The 17,754-nt window shown below is 64.0% G+C and carries 14 protein-coding genes and 1 tRNA gene; 8 read left to right on the top strand and 7 right to left on the bottom strand.

The genetic code is table 11. From position 1 onward, the window contains the following. Positions 1 to 49: 49 nt before the first annotated feature. Entirely contained in the window at positions 50 to 1,609 is a 1,560-nt protein-coding gene (locus CNQ84_RS06785) for a methyl-accepting chemotaxis protein (RefSeq protein WP_096004149.1), read from the bottom strand. A 250-nt stretch (positions 1,610 to 1,859) separates the two neighbouring features. Here CNQ84_RS06785 and acnA point away from each other — a divergent pair, with 250 nt between their 5' ends. Next, on the top strand, positions 1,860 to 4,589 hold the full coding sequence (gene acnA / locus CNQ84_RS06780; RefSeq protein WP_096004148.1) for an aconitate hydratase AcnA: 2,730 nt from the start codon (positions 1,860 to 1,862) through the stop codon (positions 4,587 to 4,589). 91 nt (positions 4,590 to 4,680) lie between these two features. Here the strand turns inward: acnA and CNQ84_RS06775 are convergent. Continuing rightward, positions 4,681 to 4,757: transfer RNA gene (locus CNQ84_RS06775), tRNA-Pro, on the bottom strand. Between the two features lie 219 nt (positions 4,758 to 4,976). Further along, positions 4,977 to 5,585, bottom strand: coding sequence for a molybdenum cofactor guanylyltransferase MobA (gene mobA, locus CNQ84_RS06770; protein ID WP_096004147.1), 609 nt, complete (start codon positions 5,583 to 5,585; stop codon positions 4,977 to 4,979). Between the two features lie 107 nt (positions 5,586 to 5,692). On the opposite strand from mobA, the gene moaB reads away from it, so the two are divergent. From moaB to efeO (CNQ84_RS06740), 6 genes are all read left to right on the top strand, one after another. Then, positions 5,693 to 6,232 (top strand): molybdenum cofactor biosynthesis protein B, encoded by a 540-nt coding sequence (gene moaB / locus CNQ84_RS06765; RefSeq protein WP_096004146.1) that lies wholly within the window; start codon positions 5,693 to 5,695, stop codon positions 6,230 to 6,232. After that, positions 6,229 to 7,434, top strand: coding sequence for a molybdopterin molybdotransferase MoeA (locus CNQ84_RS06760; protein WP_245841268.1), 1,206 nt, complete (start codon positions 6,229 to 6,231; stop codon positions 7,432 to 7,434). The genes moaB and CNQ84_RS06760 overlap by 4 nt, the downstream gene beginning before the upstream one ends. Before the next feature lie 302 nt (positions 7,435 to 7,736). Next, positions 7,737 to 8,573 carry an iron uptake transporter permease EfeU gene (gene efeU, locus CNQ84_RS06755; protein WP_096004145.1) on the top strand — a complete coding sequence of 279 codons (837 nt, stop codon included), beginning with the start codon at positions 7,737 to 7,739 and terminating at the stop codon, positions 8,571 to 8,573. 42 nt (positions 8,574 to 8,615) lie between these two features. After that, positions 8,616 to 9,743: an iron uptake system protein EfeO gene (gene efeO / locus CNQ84_RS06750; protein ID WP_096004144.1), complete on the top strand. Its 1,128-nt coding sequence runs from the start codon at positions 8,616 to 8,618 to the stop codon at positions 9,741 to 9,743. A gap of 11 nt (positions 9,744 to 9,754) precedes the next feature. Continuing rightward, positions 9,755 to 11,077: an iron uptake transporter deferrochelatase/peroxidase subunit gene (gene efeB / locus CNQ84_RS06745; RefSeq protein WP_096004143.1), complete on the top strand. Its 1,323-nt coding sequence runs from the start codon at positions 9,755 to 9,757 to the stop codon at positions 11,075 to 11,077. A gap of 32 nt (positions 11,078 to 11,109) precedes the next feature. Next, positions 11,110 to 11,943, top strand: coding sequence for an iron uptake system protein EfeO (gene efeO / locus CNQ84_RS06740; protein WP_096004324.1), 834 nt, complete (start codon positions 11,110 to 11,112; stop codon positions 11,941 to 11,943). Positions 11,944 to 12,194: 251 nt separating this feature from the next. Here the strand turns inward: efeO (CNQ84_RS06740) and glpK are convergent, their stop codons facing one another. Next, complete coding sequence (gene glpK / locus CNQ84_RS06735; RefSeq protein ID WP_096004142.1) at positions 12,195 to 13,676, bottom strand: glycerol kinase GlpK; 1,482 nt, start codon at positions 13,674 to 13,676, stop codon at positions 12,195 to 12,197. Between the two features lie 34 nt (positions 13,677 to 13,710). Beyond that, complete coding sequence (ybaK, locus tag CNQ84_RS06730; RefSeq protein WP_096004323.1) at positions 13,711 to 14,181, bottom strand: Cys-tRNA(Pro) deacylase; 471 nt, start codon at positions 14,179 to 14,181, stop codon at positions 13,711 to 13,713. 191 nt (positions 14,182 to 14,372) lie between these two features. Here ybaK and glpD point away from each other — a divergent pair, with 191 nt between their 5' ends. After that, positions 14,373 to 15,899: a glycerol-3-phosphate dehydrogenase gene (gene glpD, locus CNQ84_RS06725; protein WP_096004141.1), complete on the top strand. Its 1,527-nt coding sequence runs from the start codon at positions 14,373 to 14,375 to the stop codon at positions 15,897 to 15,899. A 42-nt stretch (positions 15,900 to 15,941) separates the two neighbouring features. Here glpD and CNQ84_RS06720 read toward each other — a convergent pair whose 3' ends face one another. Continuing rightward, positions 15,942 to 16,976 carry an NADP-dependent oxidoreductase gene (locus CNQ84_RS06720; protein ID WP_096004140.1) on the bottom strand — a complete coding sequence of 345 codons (1,035 nt, stop codon included), beginning with the start codon at positions 16,974 to 16,976 and terminating at the stop codon, positions 15,942 to 15,944. Positions 16,977 to 17,188: 212 nt separating this feature from the next. Then, a complete protein-coding gene (locus tag CNQ84_RS06715; RefSeq protein ID WP_133065875.1) occupies positions 17,189 to 17,701 on the bottom strand; it encodes a hypothetical protein in 513 nt (170 codons plus the stop codon). Between the last annotated feature and the right edge of the window lie 53 nt (positions 17,702 to 17,754).

Genomic DNA, 17,754 nt, shown 5'->3' with positions numbered 1-17,754 from the left:
AGCCTCTGCGCTACGCCTCTGCGAGGCGTAGCGTATCGTGAACAGGTGCTTAGCGCCGGTTAAAGCGCTCCACCAGATTGACCTGCGCCTCGGCGGTGGCCGTCAGCTCGTTGCTCAGTGCAGCGCTGCGCTGGGCATCGCTGGAGGTGCTGTCGGCCAGACTGGCGATGTTGCTGACGTTGCGGTTGATTTCTTCGGCCACGCTACTTTGCTCTTCCGCTGCGCTGGCAATCTGGCTGGCCATTTCGTTGATACGTTCGATGGCCTGGCGAATGCCCTCTAGTGCGTCGTCCGCCTCGCTGACCTGTTGTACGCCGCGTTCGGCCTGCTCGTTGCCCGAGCGCATGCTGTCTACCGTGCTTTGTGCGGCTTGCTGCAGGTTGGCAATCAGATTATGAATTTGCTCGGTCGACTCGGCGGTGCGGCTGGCAAGGGCGCGCACCTCGTCCGCGACCACGGCAAAACCACGCCCCTGTTCGCCGGCGCGGGCTGCTTCGATGGCGGCGTTGAGAGCCAGCAGGTTGGTCTGTTCGGCGATGCCCTTGATCACATCGACGACGCTGCCGATTTCGCGGGCGTCGTTGGCGAGTTGGTTGGTAATGGTGGTGGCTGAGTTTACGGCGCCGGACAGGCTTTCCATCGCTTGCCGCGCGCGGGTAGCGACCGTTTTGCCGTGCAATGACAAGTCGCTGGCCTCGTGGGTGGCGTCGGCGGTGCTTTGCACGTTGCCTGAGACTTCCTGGGTGGCGGCGGCCATCTGGTTGATCGCTGCAGCGACCTGATCGGTCTCGGCGCGTTGCTGCGCCAGGCCCTGACTGCTCTGACTGGCCAGCTGGCTGGCCTCGCTGGCTTGTTGCTTGAGCCGCTCGGCACTGTCGGCCAGGCGAGTCAGACAGGTTTGCAGGCGCGCCTGCTGGCTGTGGATGGCCATTTCGATCTGTCCCAACGCACCTTGATAGGGCGTATACATCTGCGCCAGCAACGGGTCGGTAATGGTGCTCTCGGCGGCTCCGATGATGCGCTCAAGGCGCTTGTCGAGCAGTGCCTTGAGGCCAAGACCGGCCGGAATACCCAGCACGGCCGCCAGCGCAACGCCGCTCCAGCCCAGCGCCGCACCTGCGGCAGCGCCGATAGCCAGCATCAGTGCGCTGGGGACGATAGTCAGGGCCATGCCAGCCCAGTCGGCCGTAACCGCCTTGCGGCCACTGTTCAGCCGTTGGTACAAGGCTTCGGCCCGTTGCACCTGGCCGGGTGTGGTGCGCACCCGTACCGACTCGTAGCCCTGAACCTGACCGTTTTCATAAATCGGTGTGACAAACGCATTGACCCAGTAGTGGTCACCGTTGTTGCAGCGGTTTTTGACGATGCCCATCCAGGCGCGCCCGCGCTTGAGGTCGGCCCACATGTGAGCGAAGACCGCAGCCGGTGTGTCGGGGTGGCGCACCATATTGTGCGGGCTACCGATCAACTCTTCCCGGGTGAAGCCACTGACGTCCACAAAAGCGTCATTGCAGTAAGTGATGATGCCTTTGAGGTTGGTGGTGGAGATCAGCCGCTGGGTCTCGGGAAAGGTGCGTTCTCGTTGAGTGACGGGCTGGTTGTTGCGCATGTTCGGATTCTCTACTGAGTGACTCTCGGCACGATCGCCGGATTGGCAGGGGTGCCGGATTGTCTATGCTTGGTGTATCGGTCACAGAACACTGTGTCTTTATAGTCCGCATGAACATTTTTGGCGCACTATGGTCTTCCGAACACAGAGCGCAGACAGACATTGCGGCTCTCAGGACCAAATACATGTGCTGGCACCGAACCATTATAGCAACCACAAACGTGGCCAGTGCTCGACATTAGGAGGAGATATGTCCGTGAAAGACAGCCTGAAGTCCCGCGCGCAACTAGCCGTCGGTGATAGCACCTACCTGTACCACTCGTTGGCCCAGGCCGCAGAGACGCTGCCGGAGCTTAAGCGCTTGCCCAAGTCGCTCAAGGTGCTGCTGGAAAACCTGCTGCGCAACGAAGACGGCGAAACCGTGACGCAGGACGACATCAAGGCGATGGCGGACTGGCTGAAGGAGCGGCGCTCTGACCGTGAGATTCAATACCGCCCGGCGCGTGTACTGATGCAGGACTTTACCGGCGTGCCCGCCGTGGTCGACCTGGCTGCCATGCGCGATGCGGTGGCCCGTGCCAATGGCGATCCGGAACAGATCAATCCGCTGTCGCCGGTTGATCTGGTCATCGACCACTCGGTGATGGTGGACCGCTTTGCCAGCGACCAGGCCTTTGCGCAAAACGTGGAGATTGAAATGCAGCGCAACGGCGAACGCTATGAATTTTTGCGCTGGGGGCAGAAAGCCTTTAACAACTTCCGTGTGGTGCCACCGGGCACGGGTATCTGTCACCAGGTCAATCTGGAATATCTGGCGCAGACCGTCTGGGCCGCTGAGGTGGACGGTGAGCAGTGGGCCTGGCCCGATACGCTGGTGGGTACCGACTCGCACACCACCATGATCAACGGCCTGGGTGTATTGGGCTGGGGGGTGGGTGGCATTGAGGCCGAGGCTGCGATGCTCGGGCAGCCGGTGTCGATGCTGATCCCTGAGGTAATCGGCTTCAAGCTGACCGGTCGTATGCGTGAAGGCATTACCGCGACTGACCTGGTGCTGACCGTGACCCAGATGCTGCGTGCCAAGGGCGTGGTCGGCAAGTTTGTCGAGTTTTACGGTGACGGCCTGGCGGACCTGCCGCTGGCTGACCGCGCGACCATCGCCAATATGGCGCCGGAGTACGGTGCCACCTGCGGCTTTTTCCCGGTGGACGACGAAACCCTGCGTTACATGCGCCTGACTGGCCGGCCCGACGAGGTGGTTGCGCGGGTAGAGGCGTATTGCAAAGCCCAGGGGCTGTGGCGTGAGGCCGGTGATGAGCCGGAGTTTACCGACACATTGCACCTGGACATGGGTGAGGTTGAGGCGAGTCTCGCCGGCCCCCGCCGTCCGCAGGATCGTGTCGCGCTGCCGGATGTGCCGGCTGCCTTTGAAGAACTGCTGGCGCTGCAGATGACGCCGGCTGACAGTGAGCAGGCGCGTCTGGAAGGCGAAGGCGGCGGTGGCACAGCGGTGGGCGGCCCCAACGCTCAGGCCTCGATTACGGTGGGTGGTGAAGAACACGTGCTGGATCATGGCGCAGTGGTGATTGCTGCGATTACCTCCTGCACCAACACCTCCAACCCCAGCGTGATGATGGCCGCCGGCCTGCTGGCCAAGAACGCCGTTGAACGCGGGTTGATGCGCAAGCCCTGGGTTAAATCCTCGCTGGCGCCTGGCTCCAAGGTGGTGACCGACTATCTGGAGAAGGCCGGCCTGACCGACAGCCTGGACCAGCTGGGCTTCAACCTGGTGGGTTACGGCTGCACCACCTGTATCGGTAACTCCGGACCGCTGCCTGATGAGGTGTCGAAGGTCGTCAGCGAGCATGACCTGGCCGTCTCGGCCGTGCTATCGGGTAACCGCAACTTCGAAGGCCGGGTGCATCCGCAGGTCAAGGCCAACTGGCTGGCATCGCCGCCGCTGGTGGTGGCGTACGCACTGGCCGGCAATACGCGTATCAACCTGCGCGAAGAGCCGCTGGGGCTGGATGCCGACAATCGCCCGGTGTTCCTTAAGGACATCTGGCCGAGCAATCAGGATATAGCCGATGCGGTGGCGCTGGTAGAGGACGACATGTTCCGCAGCCGCTACGCCGATGTATTTACCGGCGATGAGCATTGGCGCTCGATTGCTGTGGGCGAGGGCAAGACCTACGCCTGGAATGATGCCTCCACCTATGTGAAGCATCCGCCGTACTTTGAAGCCATTGATCAGCCGCTGGCGCCATTGCAGTCGGTCGAGCAGGCGCGGGTACTGGCGGTGTTTGGCGACTCCATCACCACCGACCACATCTCGCCGGCCGGCAACATCAACGCCAGCTCGCCAGCCGGCGAATACCTGCAGGCGCAAGGCGTTGAGCCGGACGACTTCAACTCCTACGGGTCGCGTCGTGGCAACCACGAGGTGATGATGCGCGGTACCTTTGCCAACATCCGGATTCGCAACCGCATGCTGGGTGGCGAGGAGGGTGGTGAGACCATCCACGTGCCCTCGGGCGAGCGCCTGTCGATTTACGATGCTGCCATGCGCTATCAGAGCGAAGGTACGCCGCTGGTGGTGTTGGCGGGCAAGGAGTACGGCACCGGCTCCAGCCGTGACTGGGCCGCCAAGGGCACCAATCTGTTGGGCGTCAAGGCGGTGCTGGCCGAAAGCTTCGAGCGGATTCATCGCTCCAATCTGGTTGGTATGGGCGTGCTGCCGCTGCAGTTTGTCGACGGCAAGAATGTCGCCGAGCTGGGACTGGATGGGCATGAGCAGATCGATATTCTGGGCATCGACGACAACCTCAAGCCGGGCCAGCGTCTGCAGGTGAAGGCACACACCCCGGAAGGCAAGGTGGTCGAGTTTGAGGTGCTGTGTCGGATCGATACCGCCAACGAGATTGCTTACTTCAAGGCGGGCGGCATTCTGCACCACGTGTTGCGCGAGATGCTGGACTGATGGAGGGGCGGCCGGGTGAAGGCCCGGTCGTCTGCTTTTTGCGAGCACAAAAAGAAAAACCCCTGACTCACTGAGTCAGGGGTTTTGCTGTTGGTCGGAGCGACTGGAATCGAACCAGCGACCTTCTCGTCCCGAACGAGACGCGCTACCAGGCTGCGCTACGCTCCGTTGTGGGCGGCATTTTACCTAAAAGAGCTTTTCGCACAAGAGGCAATCGAAAAAAATTGCCGTTTTTCGCGGAGTTAGCGGGTGTGCAGGGCGACTCCACCGCTGGTGGTGGGGCTGTGGCGCTGATGGTGGACACGCTTCGCTTAGGCCACCCTACGGCTGGTGCGGCCCTTTGTAGGGTGGGCAGGCCGCAGGTTTGCCCACCGGTTGGCCTGGACGTTAGCGCCGTTGGTGGGGGCTGTGGCGTTTAAGGTGGGTGTGCCATTGGCTGCGGGTGTTGGCGTTGAGCAGGCGCGGGTCGTCTGCGGCAATGGTCAGGGTAACTGCCTGCTGTTCGATAAGCCAGCGATACGGGCTGCGCTGGCCGGCTTGCCAGGCCTGCTCCAGCGTGTTGAGCAGGCTGCGCGGCAATATGCAGATCAGCGGCTGCAACTGTTCTGCGCTCTGCAGCGCGATGGGCCGCTCGGGGTGCTCGCAGGTCAGCGCGACCAGCGCTCGCAGTAGCGGCGCGTCCAGTCGCGGCATGTCGCAGGGCACGACCAGTAGATGGCTGCCGCGCGCGACCCGCAGTGCGCTGAGAATGCCCAGCAGCGGACCGGGGTAGTCGGGTTGCGGGTCGCTGACCAGCCGGTCGGCCCACTGTTGGTACTGGTCGGCGTTACGGTTACAGCTGATCAGCACTTCATTGCTCAGCGAGGCCAGCAATCGGCTCAGATGGGCGGCCACGGGCTCGCCATGATAGACCATCAACCCCTTGTCGATACCGCCCAGCCGGCTGCCTTGGCCGCCGGCCAGCACTAGTGCGCTGAGGTTGATCGGGTTGGGCATGACAGGACTCCGTGCAAGGTTGCCCTGTGTTATAACAGCGCGGCAAGCAGCGAACAATGACACGGGTCGCGCCTGCCTGATTTTATCTTCGACAAGGATTCCACCCCATGAGCAGCAAGCCCGACGCCCCCTTTTGCCCTCTGAACATCGCCGTGCTCACCGTCAGTGACACCCGTACGCTGGAGTCCGACACCTCCGGGCAGTTGCTGGCTGATAGCCTGCAGGCCGCCGGTCATCACCTGGCTGATCGGCAACTTTATCCTGACGACCTGTATCGTATCCGGGCGGTGGTGTCGGCCTGGATTGCCGACCCCGAGATCGAGGTGGTGCTGGTTACCGGTGGGACCGGCTTCACTGGTCGCGACAGCACGCCCGAGGCGATTGCCCCGTTGTTGGACAAGCAGGTGGAAGGCTTTGGCGAGCTGTTCCGTCAGGTGTCGGTAGAAGATATCGGCACGTCGACCATTCAGTCCCGCGCGCTGGCGGGCCTGGCCAACCGCACGCTGGTGGCCTGCATGCCGGGCTCGACCAACGCCTGTCGTACCGCCTGGACGCGTATTCTGGAGCCGCAACTGGACAGCCGCACACGCCCCTGCAACTTTGTGCAGCACCTGGGCATGGCCGAGCAGTGTGGTCGTCGCGCATGAGTCTGATGCCGGTCGCCACTGCCCTTGAGCGCTTGCTGGCGAGTGCGGCCGAGCACCCGCCGACGGCCGTCGCCAAGGTGCCGCTGGCAGATGCGTTGGGCTGTGTTCTGGCCGAGCCGGTAGTCGCTGCGGCGGACGTGCCGCCCTGGGACAACAGCGCGATGGACGGCTATGCCTTGGCCAGCAGCGATCTGGCTGCGGCCATGGCGAGTGGCTTGCCGGTCAGTCAGCGGATTATGGCGGGCATGGCGCCGCGGCGGCTGCAGGCGGGGACCTGTGCGCGCATCTTTACCGGCGCGCCACTGCCGGCCGGTGCCGATGCGGTGCAGATGCAGGAAAACGTGGCGCAGCAGGGAGAGGTGGCGCAGTTGCAGGCGCCTGTTGTGCCCGGCCAGAACGTGCGTCGGCGCGGACAGGATATTGTGGCGGGCGCGCAGGTGATCGCCGCCGGTGTGCGCCTGCGCCCGCAAGAGCTGGGTGTAATCGCCTCGGTCGGTTTGGCCGAGGTATCGGTGCGTCAGCCGCTGCGGGTGGCGGTGGTGTCGACCGGTAATGAGCTGGTGGAGCCGGGCGAGGCGTTGGCGCCGGGGCAGATCTACAACAGCAATCGCTTCACCCTGATCGGGCTGCTCAAGGGCCTGGGCCAGACCGTGCTGGATGCCGGCATCCTGCCGGATGACCTGGCTGCTACCCACGCGCGCCTGCGCGAGCTGAGTGCACAGGCCGATGTGATTATCACCTCCGGTGGCGTCTCGGTTGGCGAGGCAGATTGCCTGGGACAGGCGCTGCGCGAGGGCGGCGCTGTGGATCTGTGGAAGCTGGCGATCAAGCCGGGCAAGCCTTTTACCCTGGCGGCTTACGCCGACACGCCCGTGCTCGGTTTGCCGGGTAACCCGGCGGCAACCTTGGTCACCTTTTTGTTGCTGGTGCGCCCGTACCTGCTGACCCGCCTGGGAGCGCTCGAGACCGCCCCCGCCCAGTTTGAGCTGCCCGCCGGTTGCGCCTGGAACCGGGCTGGCAGTCGCGATGAGTATCTGCGTGCGCGAGTGGAGCAGGGCGCGGTGCAGCTGGCCGGCAATCAAAGCTCCGGCGTGCTCAGCAGCGCCAGCCAGGCCACCGGGCTGCTGTGCGTCCCGGCAGGTCAGACCTTTGCGGCGGGCGACCTGGTGCGCTATCTGCCGTTCTCCGGGCTGCTCGGTTAGTCCTCGAGTCGACGCTTGGGCGGGTAGGGCGGACAAAGCCGTAGGCGTGTCCGCGGGACAGGGTGCTGCGGTGTGGCTCTGGTGGACTACGCTGCCCTAGTCCACCCGCTCAAACCATCGATGTCAGCATTGAGGCCGACCGGCGGACACGCCTGCGGCTTTGTCCCCCTACTACTGTATGCCTCCCTTGCAGTGTCAGATGAGAAATCAGTGTTTCCATATCGGATACGGTTTTGCTGCTTGTTACATATTTTGTTACATGTATCATTGTTGCGTATCAATTCTCATCTGCGACTTCATTCATGTTCATCCCCTTTCTTATCATGCTGCGCGAAGGCCTCGAGGCGGCGCTGATCGTTGGCATCATTGCGACCTACCTGCGCCAGACGGGGCGCGCGAGCTGGATGCCGCTGGTGTGGATCGGCATTTTCCTGGCGGTCAGTCTGGCGTTGCTGGCTGGTGCGGGCTTGCAGTTTGTCAGTGCCGAGTTTCCGCAACGCCGGCAGGAGCTGTTTGAGGCCCTGGTGGGCTTTGTTGCTGTGGCGATGCTGACCTGGATGGTGTTCTGGATGCGTCGCGCCGCCCAAGGGTTGCGTGGCGAGCTGACCGGGGCGCTGGATCAGGCGTTTGCCCAGGGCCGCCAGCACACCTGGGCGCTGATCGGCATGGTATTTCTGGCGGTAGCCCGTGAGGGGCTGGAGTCGATCTTCTTCTTGCTGGCGGTATTCCAGCAAAGTCAGAGCCATGGCGCGCCGCTGGGCGCGCTCCTCGGCGTGCTCTGCGCGGCGCTGGTGGGCTGGGCCTTCTACCGCGGCAGCCTGCGCTTGAACCTCAAGTACTTCTTCCGCCTGACCGGGCTGTTCATTCTGCTGGTGGCCGCCGGGCTGTTTGCCGGCTCGGTGCGGGCGCTGCACGAGGCGGGACTGTGGAACCACGCTCAGGCGGTGGTCTTTGATCTGAGTGACTGGCTACCGCTGGATACCGCGCTGGGCAGCCTGTTTGCCGGCATCTTTGGCTATTACCCGGCGCCCAGCGTGAGTGAGCTGGTGGCCTACCTCGGGTACTTGGCCCTGGCGCTGTGCGCTTTCTTCTGGCCGCCTGCTCAGGCACTGCCTGGGCCCTCTGCAGCTCGGGGCTGATTGGCTCAGGTCTGTTTTTCAACTGCTTGCGAGTGTCTTCTGATGACTGATTCTCCTGTTTCTGCGCCCAGCCGTCTGGCCCTGCGGGCCGGCCTGGTCGCGGCCGCGTTGCTGATGCTGGGTGCGCTGGCGCTGTTCTATGTCTCGCTGGGCGGCAAGTCTGCCACACCGTACGCCGACAGTACCGAGGTGACGGTTACCGCCAAAGGGTGCGTGCCCAATGCCATTTCGGTGCCGGCGGGTAAGCGGCGATTTACCGTCATCAACGGCTCGGAGCGGGCTATCGAGTGGGAGATTCTCGATGGTGTGATGGTGCTGGAGGAGCGCGAGAACATTGCGCCGGGCATGCGGCAACAGCTGAGTGCACAACTGACGCCCGGTGAGTACGCGATGACCTGCGGCCTGCTGAGCAACCCCCAAGGCACGCTGACGGTCACCGAGGGCGATGGCAGTGAGCGCGTGACGGAAGTGTCCGCCCGCGCGCTGATCGGGCCGCTGGCCGAATACCAGGTGTATCTCACGCTACGTGGGCGCGCCCTGGCAAAGGCGGCTGAACAGCTGCAGCAGCAGATTGCGGCCGGTGACCTGAGCGCCGCTCAGCAGGCCTATCGGGCGGCGCGTACGGTGGATCAGCAGATGGCCCTGGCCGTTGGCCTGTTCAGCGATCTGGATCAGCGTCTCAACGCCCGCGCCGACTACTTCGCCCAGCGCGAACAGGACCCTGAGTTCATGGGGTTTCAGCGTCTGGCTTACGGATTGTTCGAACAGCAAAGCCTCGATGGATTGCGGCCGGTAGCCGAGCAGCTTAATCACGATGTGGCTGAGTTGCGCGAGCGCCTGCGCGCTGAGGGCGTGCCCGCGCCGCAGCTGGCTCGCGGTGCCGGTCGCGTGCTGCAGGCCTGGCATGACCAGCAGCAGGGGCAGGCCCAGCTGAGTGAGCTGGCGCTGGCTGACCTGATGAGTCTGCAGCAGGGCGTGGACAAGGTCGTGAGTCTGGTGGTTCCCGTGCTGCAACAGGCGCACCCGGAGCAGGCGGCGCAACTGGCCGAGGCCAATCAGGCCCTGGCTGCACAGATGTCTGAGGGCAGTGCGCCAAGCGTACTGCCGCTGACCGAAGCGCTGGCGGCGCAGCTGGCCAACGTCAACCCGCTGCTTGCAGCGGCCAATTAGGATTGCATTGCATGAGTAAGCATGACACTTCATCCCAGGGTTGCCCGTTCGCCGGGCTGGATCGTCGACGTTTTCTGCAGGGGCTTGGCGCCGCCGGTGCCGGTATTGCGGCTGCGGGTCTGAGCGGTGGCGCGCTGGCGAGTCAGCCGGCGCGCACTGCCGAGGTAGCCGATGCACCGACCAGCGCAACCACTGGTCAAGCCTATCCCTGGCACGGTGCTCATCAGCAGGGCATCACCACACCGCGCCCGGCGGTGGGCATGCTGGTGGCCTTTGACGTACTGGCGCGCGATCGCGCCGGATTGGAGCAGTTGCTGCGTATTCTGAGTGAGCGGATTGACTTTCTCACCCGGGGTGGCAGCTACGAGCAGCGCGACCCGCGCTATCCACCGGTCGACTCCGGCATTCTTGGCCCGACCATCGACCCGGACGGTCTGACCATTACGCTGTCGGTTGGCGCTTCGCTGTTTGATGAACGCTTTGGCCTGGCTGAGGTCAAGCCGCGGCACCTGGAGCGTATGACGGCCTTCCCGAATGACGCGCTGGACGCAGCGCGTTGCCACGGCGATATCTCGCTGCAGTTCTGCGCCAACAGCGAAGGCACCACCATTCACGCGCTGCGCGACATCATCAAGAACACCCCCGGTCTGTTGATGGTGCGCTGGAAGCAGGAGGGCAGTGTGCCGGTCATGGCCCCGCGCCCGGACGGTCAGACCGAGAGCGCGCGCAATTTTCTCGGCTTTCGCGATGGTACCGCCAACCCGCCAGCGGACGATCGCACGCTGATGCAGCAACTGGTCTGGGTCGGCCGCAATAACGCTGAGCCGGCCTGGGCGCACAACGGCAGCTATCAGGCGGTGCGCCTGATCCGCAACTTTGTCGAGCGCTGGGATCGTACGCCACTGCAGGAGCAGGAGGCGATCTTCGGCCGGCGTCGCGACAGCGGCTCGCCAATGCACGGCGGTGTCGAGCATGACCTGCCGCAGTATGCCGGTGACCCGGACGGCAGCGTGACGCCGCTGGACTCGCATATCCGCCTGGCCAACCCGCGCACCCACGGCAGTGAGCGCAACCTGATCCTGCGCCGTCCGTTCAACTACTCCAATGGCGTCGAAGCCAACGGTCAGCTGGATATGGGCCTGCTGTTTATTGCCTATCAGGCGGATCTGCAGGCGGGGTTCATCACCGTGCAGCAGCGTCTGGATGGCGAGCCGCTGGAGGAGTACATCAAGCCGGTAGGCGGCGGTTACTTCTTTACCCTGCCGGGTGTGCAGGCTGGCGATTTTCTGGGTAGCGGCATGCTGGCTGCTGCCGATGCAATCCGTGAAGCGTGACTGATATTTATCCGACCTTTCAGGAGACCAAGATGCTGATTTCCCGTCGTGTTCTGCTTGCCGCCGCGTTGAGTCTGGGCGCGCTGCAGGCCCAGGCCGCCGTCGCGCCGCAGGCGCTGGTAGCGCCTATTACCGACTACAAACTCTATGTGCTCGACAATCTTGAGCAGTTTACCGAGCACACCCGCGCCTTTACCGAGGCAGTCAAGGCCGGTGACCTTGCGCGCGCGCAGGCGCTGTACGCGCCCAGCCGTGTCTACTACGAGCGCATCGAGCCTATTGCCGAGCTGTTCGCCGATCTGGATGCGAGCATCGACGCCCGTGAAGACGATTACGAGAATGGCGTGCAGGATCCGACCTTTACCGGTTTTCACCGGCTGGAGTACGGCCTGTTCCATGAGCGCAGCACCGAGGGCCTGGATGCCTATGCCGAGCGCCTGATGGTCGATGTGAATGACCTGGAGCAGCGCGTGCAGGGGCTGACCTTCCCGCCGGAAGCGGTGGTCGGTGGCGCTGCCGCGCTGATGGAAGAAGTGGCTGCGACCAAGGTCTCCGGTGAGGAAGATCGCTACAGCCATACCGACCTGTGGGATTTTCAGGGCAACCTGGATGGCTCCAAGAAAATCTTTGAGCTGGTCAAACCGTTGGTCGAGCAGGACGATCCGGCCTTTGTTGCGCGTATCGAAAGCAACTTTGCTGCGCTTGATGACACCTTGGCCAACTACCACCTGAGCCAAGGCGACGCCAGCAAAGGCTTCCAGACCTACGACAAGGTCAGCGAACGCGATCGCCGTGCATTGGTCGGGCCGGTCACCGTCCTGGCTGAGGAGCTGTCCACACTGCGCGGGATGCTCGGGCTGGATTAACGGTACTCGATGCCGTCATTGGCGGTGTGGGTGCGCAGGCAGCGTCCATGAGCCTGGGTGCGCCACGTTTTTCTGGTTAACCCAGCGTGGCGCCAACACGCCACCGTCATTCCCGCGCAGGCGGGCGCTCAGTGCTGTCTCTGACGTCGATCTGGATCCCCGCCTTCGCGGGGATGACCGGGTGTGGGGGATTCAGAGGGGCGGGTATGCACATATCCGTCATTTCGGCGAAGGCGGGAATTCAGTGCTGCTTACTCCCGCACCCGCCGGATTGCGTCCAGCCAGCCTTCGTACAGCGCGCTGCGCTGTTCTTCGGCCATCACCGGGGTGAAGGTGCGTTCGCAGGCCCAGTGGCTGGCGATGTCGTCCAGGTTCTTGAAGATGCCAAGTTGCAGGCCGGCCAGGTAGGCGGCGCCCAGGGCGGTTGTTTCGGTGACCTGGGGGCGATCGACGGTGACGCCGAGGATGTTGGCCAGCTCCTGCACGACCCAGTTGTTGATCACCATGCCGCCGTCCACACGCAGGGCGGCAGTGTTCTGGGCGCCGTCGGCTTGCATGGCGTCAAGCAGATCGCGGGTCTGGAAGCAGACTGATTGCAGACCGGCAGCAACGATCTGGGCGATCCCGGTGTCGCGGGTCAGGCCGAAGATGGCGCCGCGCGCGGCCGGGTCCCAGTAGGGCGCGCCGAGGCCGGTAAAGGCGGGTACCAGGTAGACGCCGTTGTGGTCGCCGGCCTGGCGTGCCAGGGCTTCGGTCTCGCCGGCGTGCTGGATCAGCTTGAGGCCGTCGCGCAGCCACTGGATGGCGGCGCCGGCCACAAAAATGCTGCCCTCCAGGGCATAGGTGGTCTGGCCTTTCAGGCGATAGCCAACGGTGGTCAGCAGGCGGTTCTGCGAGCGGATTGGCGTGTCGCCGGTATTCATCACCATAAAGCAGCCGGTGCCGTAGGTGCTTTTGACCATGCCGGGGCTGAAACACGCCTGGCCGATCAGTGCGGCCTGCTGGTCGCCGGCGATACCGCACACGGGCACACTGGCACCCAGCACGCTGGCGTCTGTCTGGCCAAAGTCGGCGGCGCTGTCCATCACCTCGGGCAACAGACTGGCCGGAATGTCGAGCAGCGACAGCAGCTCCTCATCCCACTGCTGGGTGTGGATGTTGAACAGCATGGTGCGTGAGGCGTTGGTGGCGTCGGTGCGGTGTACCTGGCCGCCGGTCAGACGCCAGAGCAGGAAGCAGTCGACAGTGCCGAAGCGCAGCTCGCCCCGTTCGGCGCGGGCTCGGGCGTCGGGCACTTCATCGAGCAGCCAGCGCAGTTTGGTAGCGGAAAAGTAGGGGTCAATCAGCAGGCCGGTGCGCTCGCTGATCAGTGTCTCGTGGCCGTCTGCCTTGAGGCGGGCGCAGAAATCCGCTGTGCGGCGATCCTGCCAGACGATGGCGTGGTGCAGCAGTTCGCCGCTCTCGGCATCCCACAGCAAGGTGGTTTCGCGCTGATTGGTAATGCCGATGCCGGCCACCTCGCTGGCGCTGATGCCGGCCTTGTCGAGGACCTCACGACAGACGGCGAGGGTGGATTGCCAGATGTCTTCGCCGTCGTGCTCGACCCAGCCGTCTGCCGGGAAGTGCTGGGCAAACTCCTGCTGGGCGCTGTGCTGCGGGCTGCCATCGGCGGCAAACAGAATGGCGCGGCTGCTGGTGGTGCCCTGGTCTATGGCGAGGATCGGCTTGGCCATGTTGGTGTCCTGGTCGGATGCTTGTGAGTAGGGTTCAGTCGCGGCACAGCTCGCATAGCTGAGCGTTGGTCTGGGCCTGCAGGTCGCTGGCGTTGAGTTCGATTTCCAGCCCGCGCCGGCCGCCGCTGACAAAAATACTGTCCCAGTCTGCGGCGCTGCTATCAATAAAGGTACGCAGGCGTTTCTTCTGGCCGAGTGGGCTGATGCCGCCGAGCAGATAGCCGGTGCTGCGCTGGGCGGCCGCCGGATCGGCCATGGCGGTTTTCTTTACCTTGGCGGCGCTGGCCAGTGCCTTGAGGTTCAGCTTGTCCGAGACGGGAACCACCGCAACCAGCAGCTCACCGGTTTCGCTGGCGGCCAGCAGGGTCTTGAACACGCGTCGGTGCTCCAGCCCGAGCTTGTCGGCGGCTTCGCTGCCGTAGGATTCAGCCTGCGGGTCGTGGGTGTAGCGGTGCAGCTGGTAGGCCACCTTGGCCTTGTCGAGCAGTTTGGTTGCGGGCGTCATGTTGTCATCTGTGCCGGGTGATGCTGCAAGGTTAAACCGCAGGCGCTCATCGGCCAAGCTCTGTGCGGCTGGTCACGCTCGCCAGCTTGCTGCTGGCTGCGTGGCGTTGTACAACAGATAGCGCCGGTCGCCACGGGTTGTTGCCATGGCGCACCTTGGGCGCCCAGGCACCGCTGATAAAAGGACCTTGCATGCTCTCGCCACACCCAGAGGAACGACGACGCCAATCTACGCCCATGGCGGTGCTGGATCTACTGGTGATTGGCGGCGGTATCAATGGTGCAGGCATTGCCAATGATGCGGCCGGCCGCGGTCTGTCGGTGCTGTTGTGTGAGCAGCACGATCTGGCCGCACATACCTCCTCGGCCAGCAGCAAGCTGGTGCACGGTGGTTTGCGTTATCTGGAGCATTACGAGTTTGGCCTGGTGCGCGCTGCACTGGGTGAGCGCGAGGTGTTGATGGCCAAGGCACCGCATCTGATCTGGCCGCTGCGCTTTGTGTTGCCGCATCGTCCGCACCTGCGCCCGCGCTGGATGCTGCGCGCCGGCCTGTTTTTGTATGACCATCTGCATCGGCGCACCAGTCTGCCCGGTTCCTCCGGCAAGGCGCTGAACGGCCAGGGCGTGCTTAACCCGATCATCGACTACGCATTCGAGTATTCCGATTGCTGGGCTGACGATGCGAGGCTGGTGGCGCTCAATGCGGTGCAAGCGGCCAGCCTGGGCGCCGAGATCTGTCTGCGTACCCGCTGCATCGCGGCGCGGCGCCGCAATGATCTGTGGGAGGTGGAGCTGGAAAGCGCGGCAGGTGAGCGCCGCACCGTGCTGGCGCGGGCGCTGGTCAATGCCGCTGGTCCCTGGGCGGCGCGGGTGATGGAGCGGGTGGTCAATGCCCGCTCGCCGCATGGCGTGCGTTTGGTCAAGGGCAGCCATATCGTGGTGCCACAGCTGCACCGCGGCAGTGAGGCTTACATCCTGCAGAACGAGGACCAGCGGATTGTCTTTGTACTGCCCTACGAAGGCGTCTTCTCGCTGATTGGTACCACCGATGTGGACTTTCAGGGTGATCCGGCGTCGGTGGAGCCGGAACAGGCCGAGATCGACTACCTGCTGGAGGTGGTCAACGCGCACTTCAAGCGGCAGTTGCGCGCGTCGGACATTGTGCATCGGTTTGCCGGGGTGCGCCCGTTGATCAGCAGCGCCACGGCGAACGCGGCAGAGGTCAGCCGTGATTACAGCCTGACCCTGGACGCCGAGCCGGGGCAGGCGCCGCTGCTGGCCGTGTTTGGCGGCAAGCTGACGACCTATCGACAGCTGGCCGAGCAGGCGCTGGACCGCCTGCAGCGCTGGTTTCCGGCGGTAGGCCCAGCCTGGACGGCCGAGCATGCGCTGGCCGGCGGAGACTTCGACACGCAGGCGGCATTGCAGGCGGAACTGGCGCAGACCTACCCCTGGCTTACCGAGGCGCAGCGCACGCGCTATGCGCGCAGTTACGGCACGCTGTGTCGCGTGTTCCTGCGCGGGATGACCTGTGCCGAGGATATGGGGGAGGACTTTGGCGCCGGGCTGACCGAGCGCGAGATTCGTTATCTGCGCGAGCGCGAGTGGACCGAGGATGCCGATACGCTATTGTGGCGCCGCAGCAAGTTGGGCCTGCACCTGACCGAGGCTCAACGCGCGCGGGTAACGTGCTATCTGGCTAACCGGGAGTGGGAGTGAGCGCCCGCCGGTTGACGGGCGCCAGCTGAACCGGCTGACAGATCAGTCGGCGATCTTGACCACCAGCTTGCCGAAGTTTTTCCCTTCGAGCAGGCCGATAAAGGCATCGGGGGCGTTTTCCAGTCCTTCTACACGGTCTTCTTTCACCCGCACCTTGCCCTCGGCCACCCAGGGCGTCATGGTCTTCAGGAACTCGGGATAGCAGTGGCCGTAGTTGTCGAAGATGATAAAGCCCTGCATGCGGATACGCTGGCTGAGTATCAGGCGCATCAGCTGCGGCAGGCGATCGGGGCCCTCTGGCAGGCTGGTGGCGTTGTACTGGGCAATCAGGCCGCACAGGGGGATGCGGGCGTGGGCGTTGAGCAGCGGCATGACCGCGTCGAACACCTTGCCGCCGACGTTCTCAAAGTACACGTCGATGCCCTTGGGGCAGGCTGCGGCCAGTTTCTCGGCCATGGCCGGGTCCTTGTGGTCGATGCAGGCGTCAAACCCCAGCTCCTTCACGGCGTACTCGCACTTCTCTGAGCCGCCGGCGATGCCGACCACCTGACAGCCCAGAATCTTGGCGACCTGGCCGACGACGGTGCCGACCGGGCCGGTTGCTGCACCGACAACCACGGTTTCGCCGACCTTGGGTTGGCCGATATCGGTCAAGCCCATGTAGCCGGTGAAGCCGGGCATGCCGAGCACGCCCAGGGCCTGTGAGGGCTCGGGCATGTTGCGGTCCAGGCGAAATACCATGCTGCCATCGGAGAGGGTGTAATCCTGCCAGCCGGAGGCAAAGCACATGACCAGGTCGCCCGGAGCGTAGCCTTCCAGTTCTGAGCTGACCACTTCGCTGACGGTGCCGCAGGTCATTACGCCACCAACCGGTACCGGGTCGGCGTAGGACTTGGCGTCACTCATGCGTCCACGCATGTAGGGGTCAAGCGACATCCAGCGGTTGCGCAGCAGCATTTGCCCGGCACTCACGGCGGGGACAGGTGTTTCCACCATGCGGAAGTTGGCTTGGGTAGGGGCGCCAATCGGGCGGGATTCCAGCAGTATCTGGCGATTGATGTCGGAAGTCTGGGGCATTGTTGTTGTCCTCTGGTCAGGGCCGTCGGCCGACGACTGTGCCGCCGACAATGCGCCAGTGCCAGGCAAGGGTCAAGCCGGTATCGGGTTGCTTGATGGTGCGCCATTGATGGGGTTCAGGTGCCAGAGTCGGCCGTCCTTTGGCGTGCGTGCCTGTTGCGTCAACGCCCCCGGCGCGGCTGTCTGATCAGGCCTCATTGGCCTGCGACGGGTCAGGCAAGCCAGGCGCGCTGGAAGTCCTCGGCGTGGCCACCCCTATGGGGGTAGGAGGCTTCCCAGATTCGCGCTAGGCTAGCCAGATCGCTTTGCTCGCCGGGGAGCATGTGCTGGCGCTGGTAGATCAGCCAGGCAATGGCTGCGGCGTAGCCGAGGTTGTAACCCAGCTCGGCATGCGGGTCGGTCAGGAAGCAGTGCTGGCTGGCCAGGCCTCGAACCTTGCTGGCCAGGTCGGGCTGGTAGGCGAGGTAGTCGTCCCAGATCAGCGTGTGCAGTCTCGGCGGGATACCAAAGGGGCCGATGGCCTCGGCTGCGCGTTGGGGCGCTGGCAGCGCGGACATGCACAGCAGCGTGCCGACCAGCAGTTGCTGCAGCTGCGGGCAGTCGAGCTGGAGGTACTGCATGACCGGCAGGAGTTGTTGCTGACAGAGGTAGCGACTGGGCTCTGCGGAGGGAGCGGGTGACGACGAGCTGTGTTGCGTTGGATGAGTGAGGAGGTTGGCAGACATGCAGTTACGTCCTGTCAGTTAGCGTCCTATTCTCAAGCATAGCCAGAGTTTGT

The organism is Pseudomonas abyssi (assembly GCF_002307495.1).
GTDB classification, from domain to species: domain Bacteria; phylum Pseudomonadota; class Gammaproteobacteria; order Pseudomonadales; family Pseudomonadaceae; genus Halopseudomonas; species Halopseudomonas abyssi.
This window is presented reverse-complemented; position numbering and strand designations above follow the sequence as displayed.

What these genes read in the sequence shown, in the direction of transcription:
- efeO (WP_096004324.1), top strand. Translation starts at nt 11,110, where the DNA reads ATGCTGATTTCCCGTCGTGTTCTGCTTGCCGCCGCGTTGAGTCTGGGC.
- glpK (WP_096004142.1), bottom strand. Translation starts at nt 13,676, where the DNA reads ATGGCCAAGCCGATCCTCGCCATAGACCAGGGCACCACCAGCAGCCGC.
- moaB (WP_096004146.1), top strand. Translation starts at nt 5,693, where the DNA reads ATGAGCAGCAAGCCCGACGCCCCCTTTTGCCCTCTGAACATCGCCGTG.
- acnA (WP_096004148.1), top strand. Translation starts at nt 1,860, where the DNA reads ATGTCCGTGAAAGACAGCCTGAAGTCCCGCGCGCAACTAGCCGTCGGT.
- CNQ84_RS06760 (WP_245841268.1), top strand. Translation starts at nt 6,229, where the DNA reads ATGAGTCTGATGCCGGTCGCCACTGCCCTTGAGCGCTTGCTGGCGAGT.
- CNQ84_RS06720 (WP_096004140.1), bottom strand. Translation starts at nt 16,976, where the DNA reads ATGCCCCAGACTTCCGACATCAATCGCCAGATACTGCTGGAATCCCGC.
- efeB (WP_096004143.1), top strand. Translation starts at nt 9,755, where the DNA reads ATGAGTAAGCATGACACTTCATCCCAGGGTTGCCCGTTCGCCGGGCTG.
- ybaK (WP_096004323.1), bottom strand. Translation starts at nt 14,181, where the DNA reads ATGACGCCCGCAACCAAACTGCTCGACAAGGCCAAGGTGGCCTACCAG.
- mobA (WP_096004147.1), bottom strand. Translation starts at nt 5,585, where the DNA reads ATGCCCAACCCGATCAACCTCAGCGCACTAGTGCTGGCCGGCGGCCAA.
- CNQ84_RS06715 (WP_133065875.1), bottom strand. Translation starts at nt 17,701, where the DNA reads ATGTCTGCCAACCTCCTCACTCATCCAACGCAACACAGCTCGTCGTCA.
- efeU (WP_096004145.1), top strand. Translation starts at nt 7,737, where the DNA reads ATGTTCATCCCCTTTCTTATCATGCTGCGCGAAGGCCTCGAGGCGGCG.
- CNQ84_RS06785 (WP_096004149.1), bottom strand. Translation starts at nt 1,609, where the DNA reads ATGCGCAACAACCAGCCCGTCACTCAACGAGAACGCACCTTTCCCGAG.
- glpD (WP_096004141.1), top strand. Translation starts at nt 14,373, where the DNA reads ATGCTCTCGCCACACCCAGAGGAACGACGACGCCAATCTACGCCCATG.
- efeO (WP_096004144.1), top strand. Translation starts at nt 8,616, where the DNA reads ATGACTGATTCTCCTGTTTCTGCGCCCAGCCGTCTGGCCCTGCGGGCC.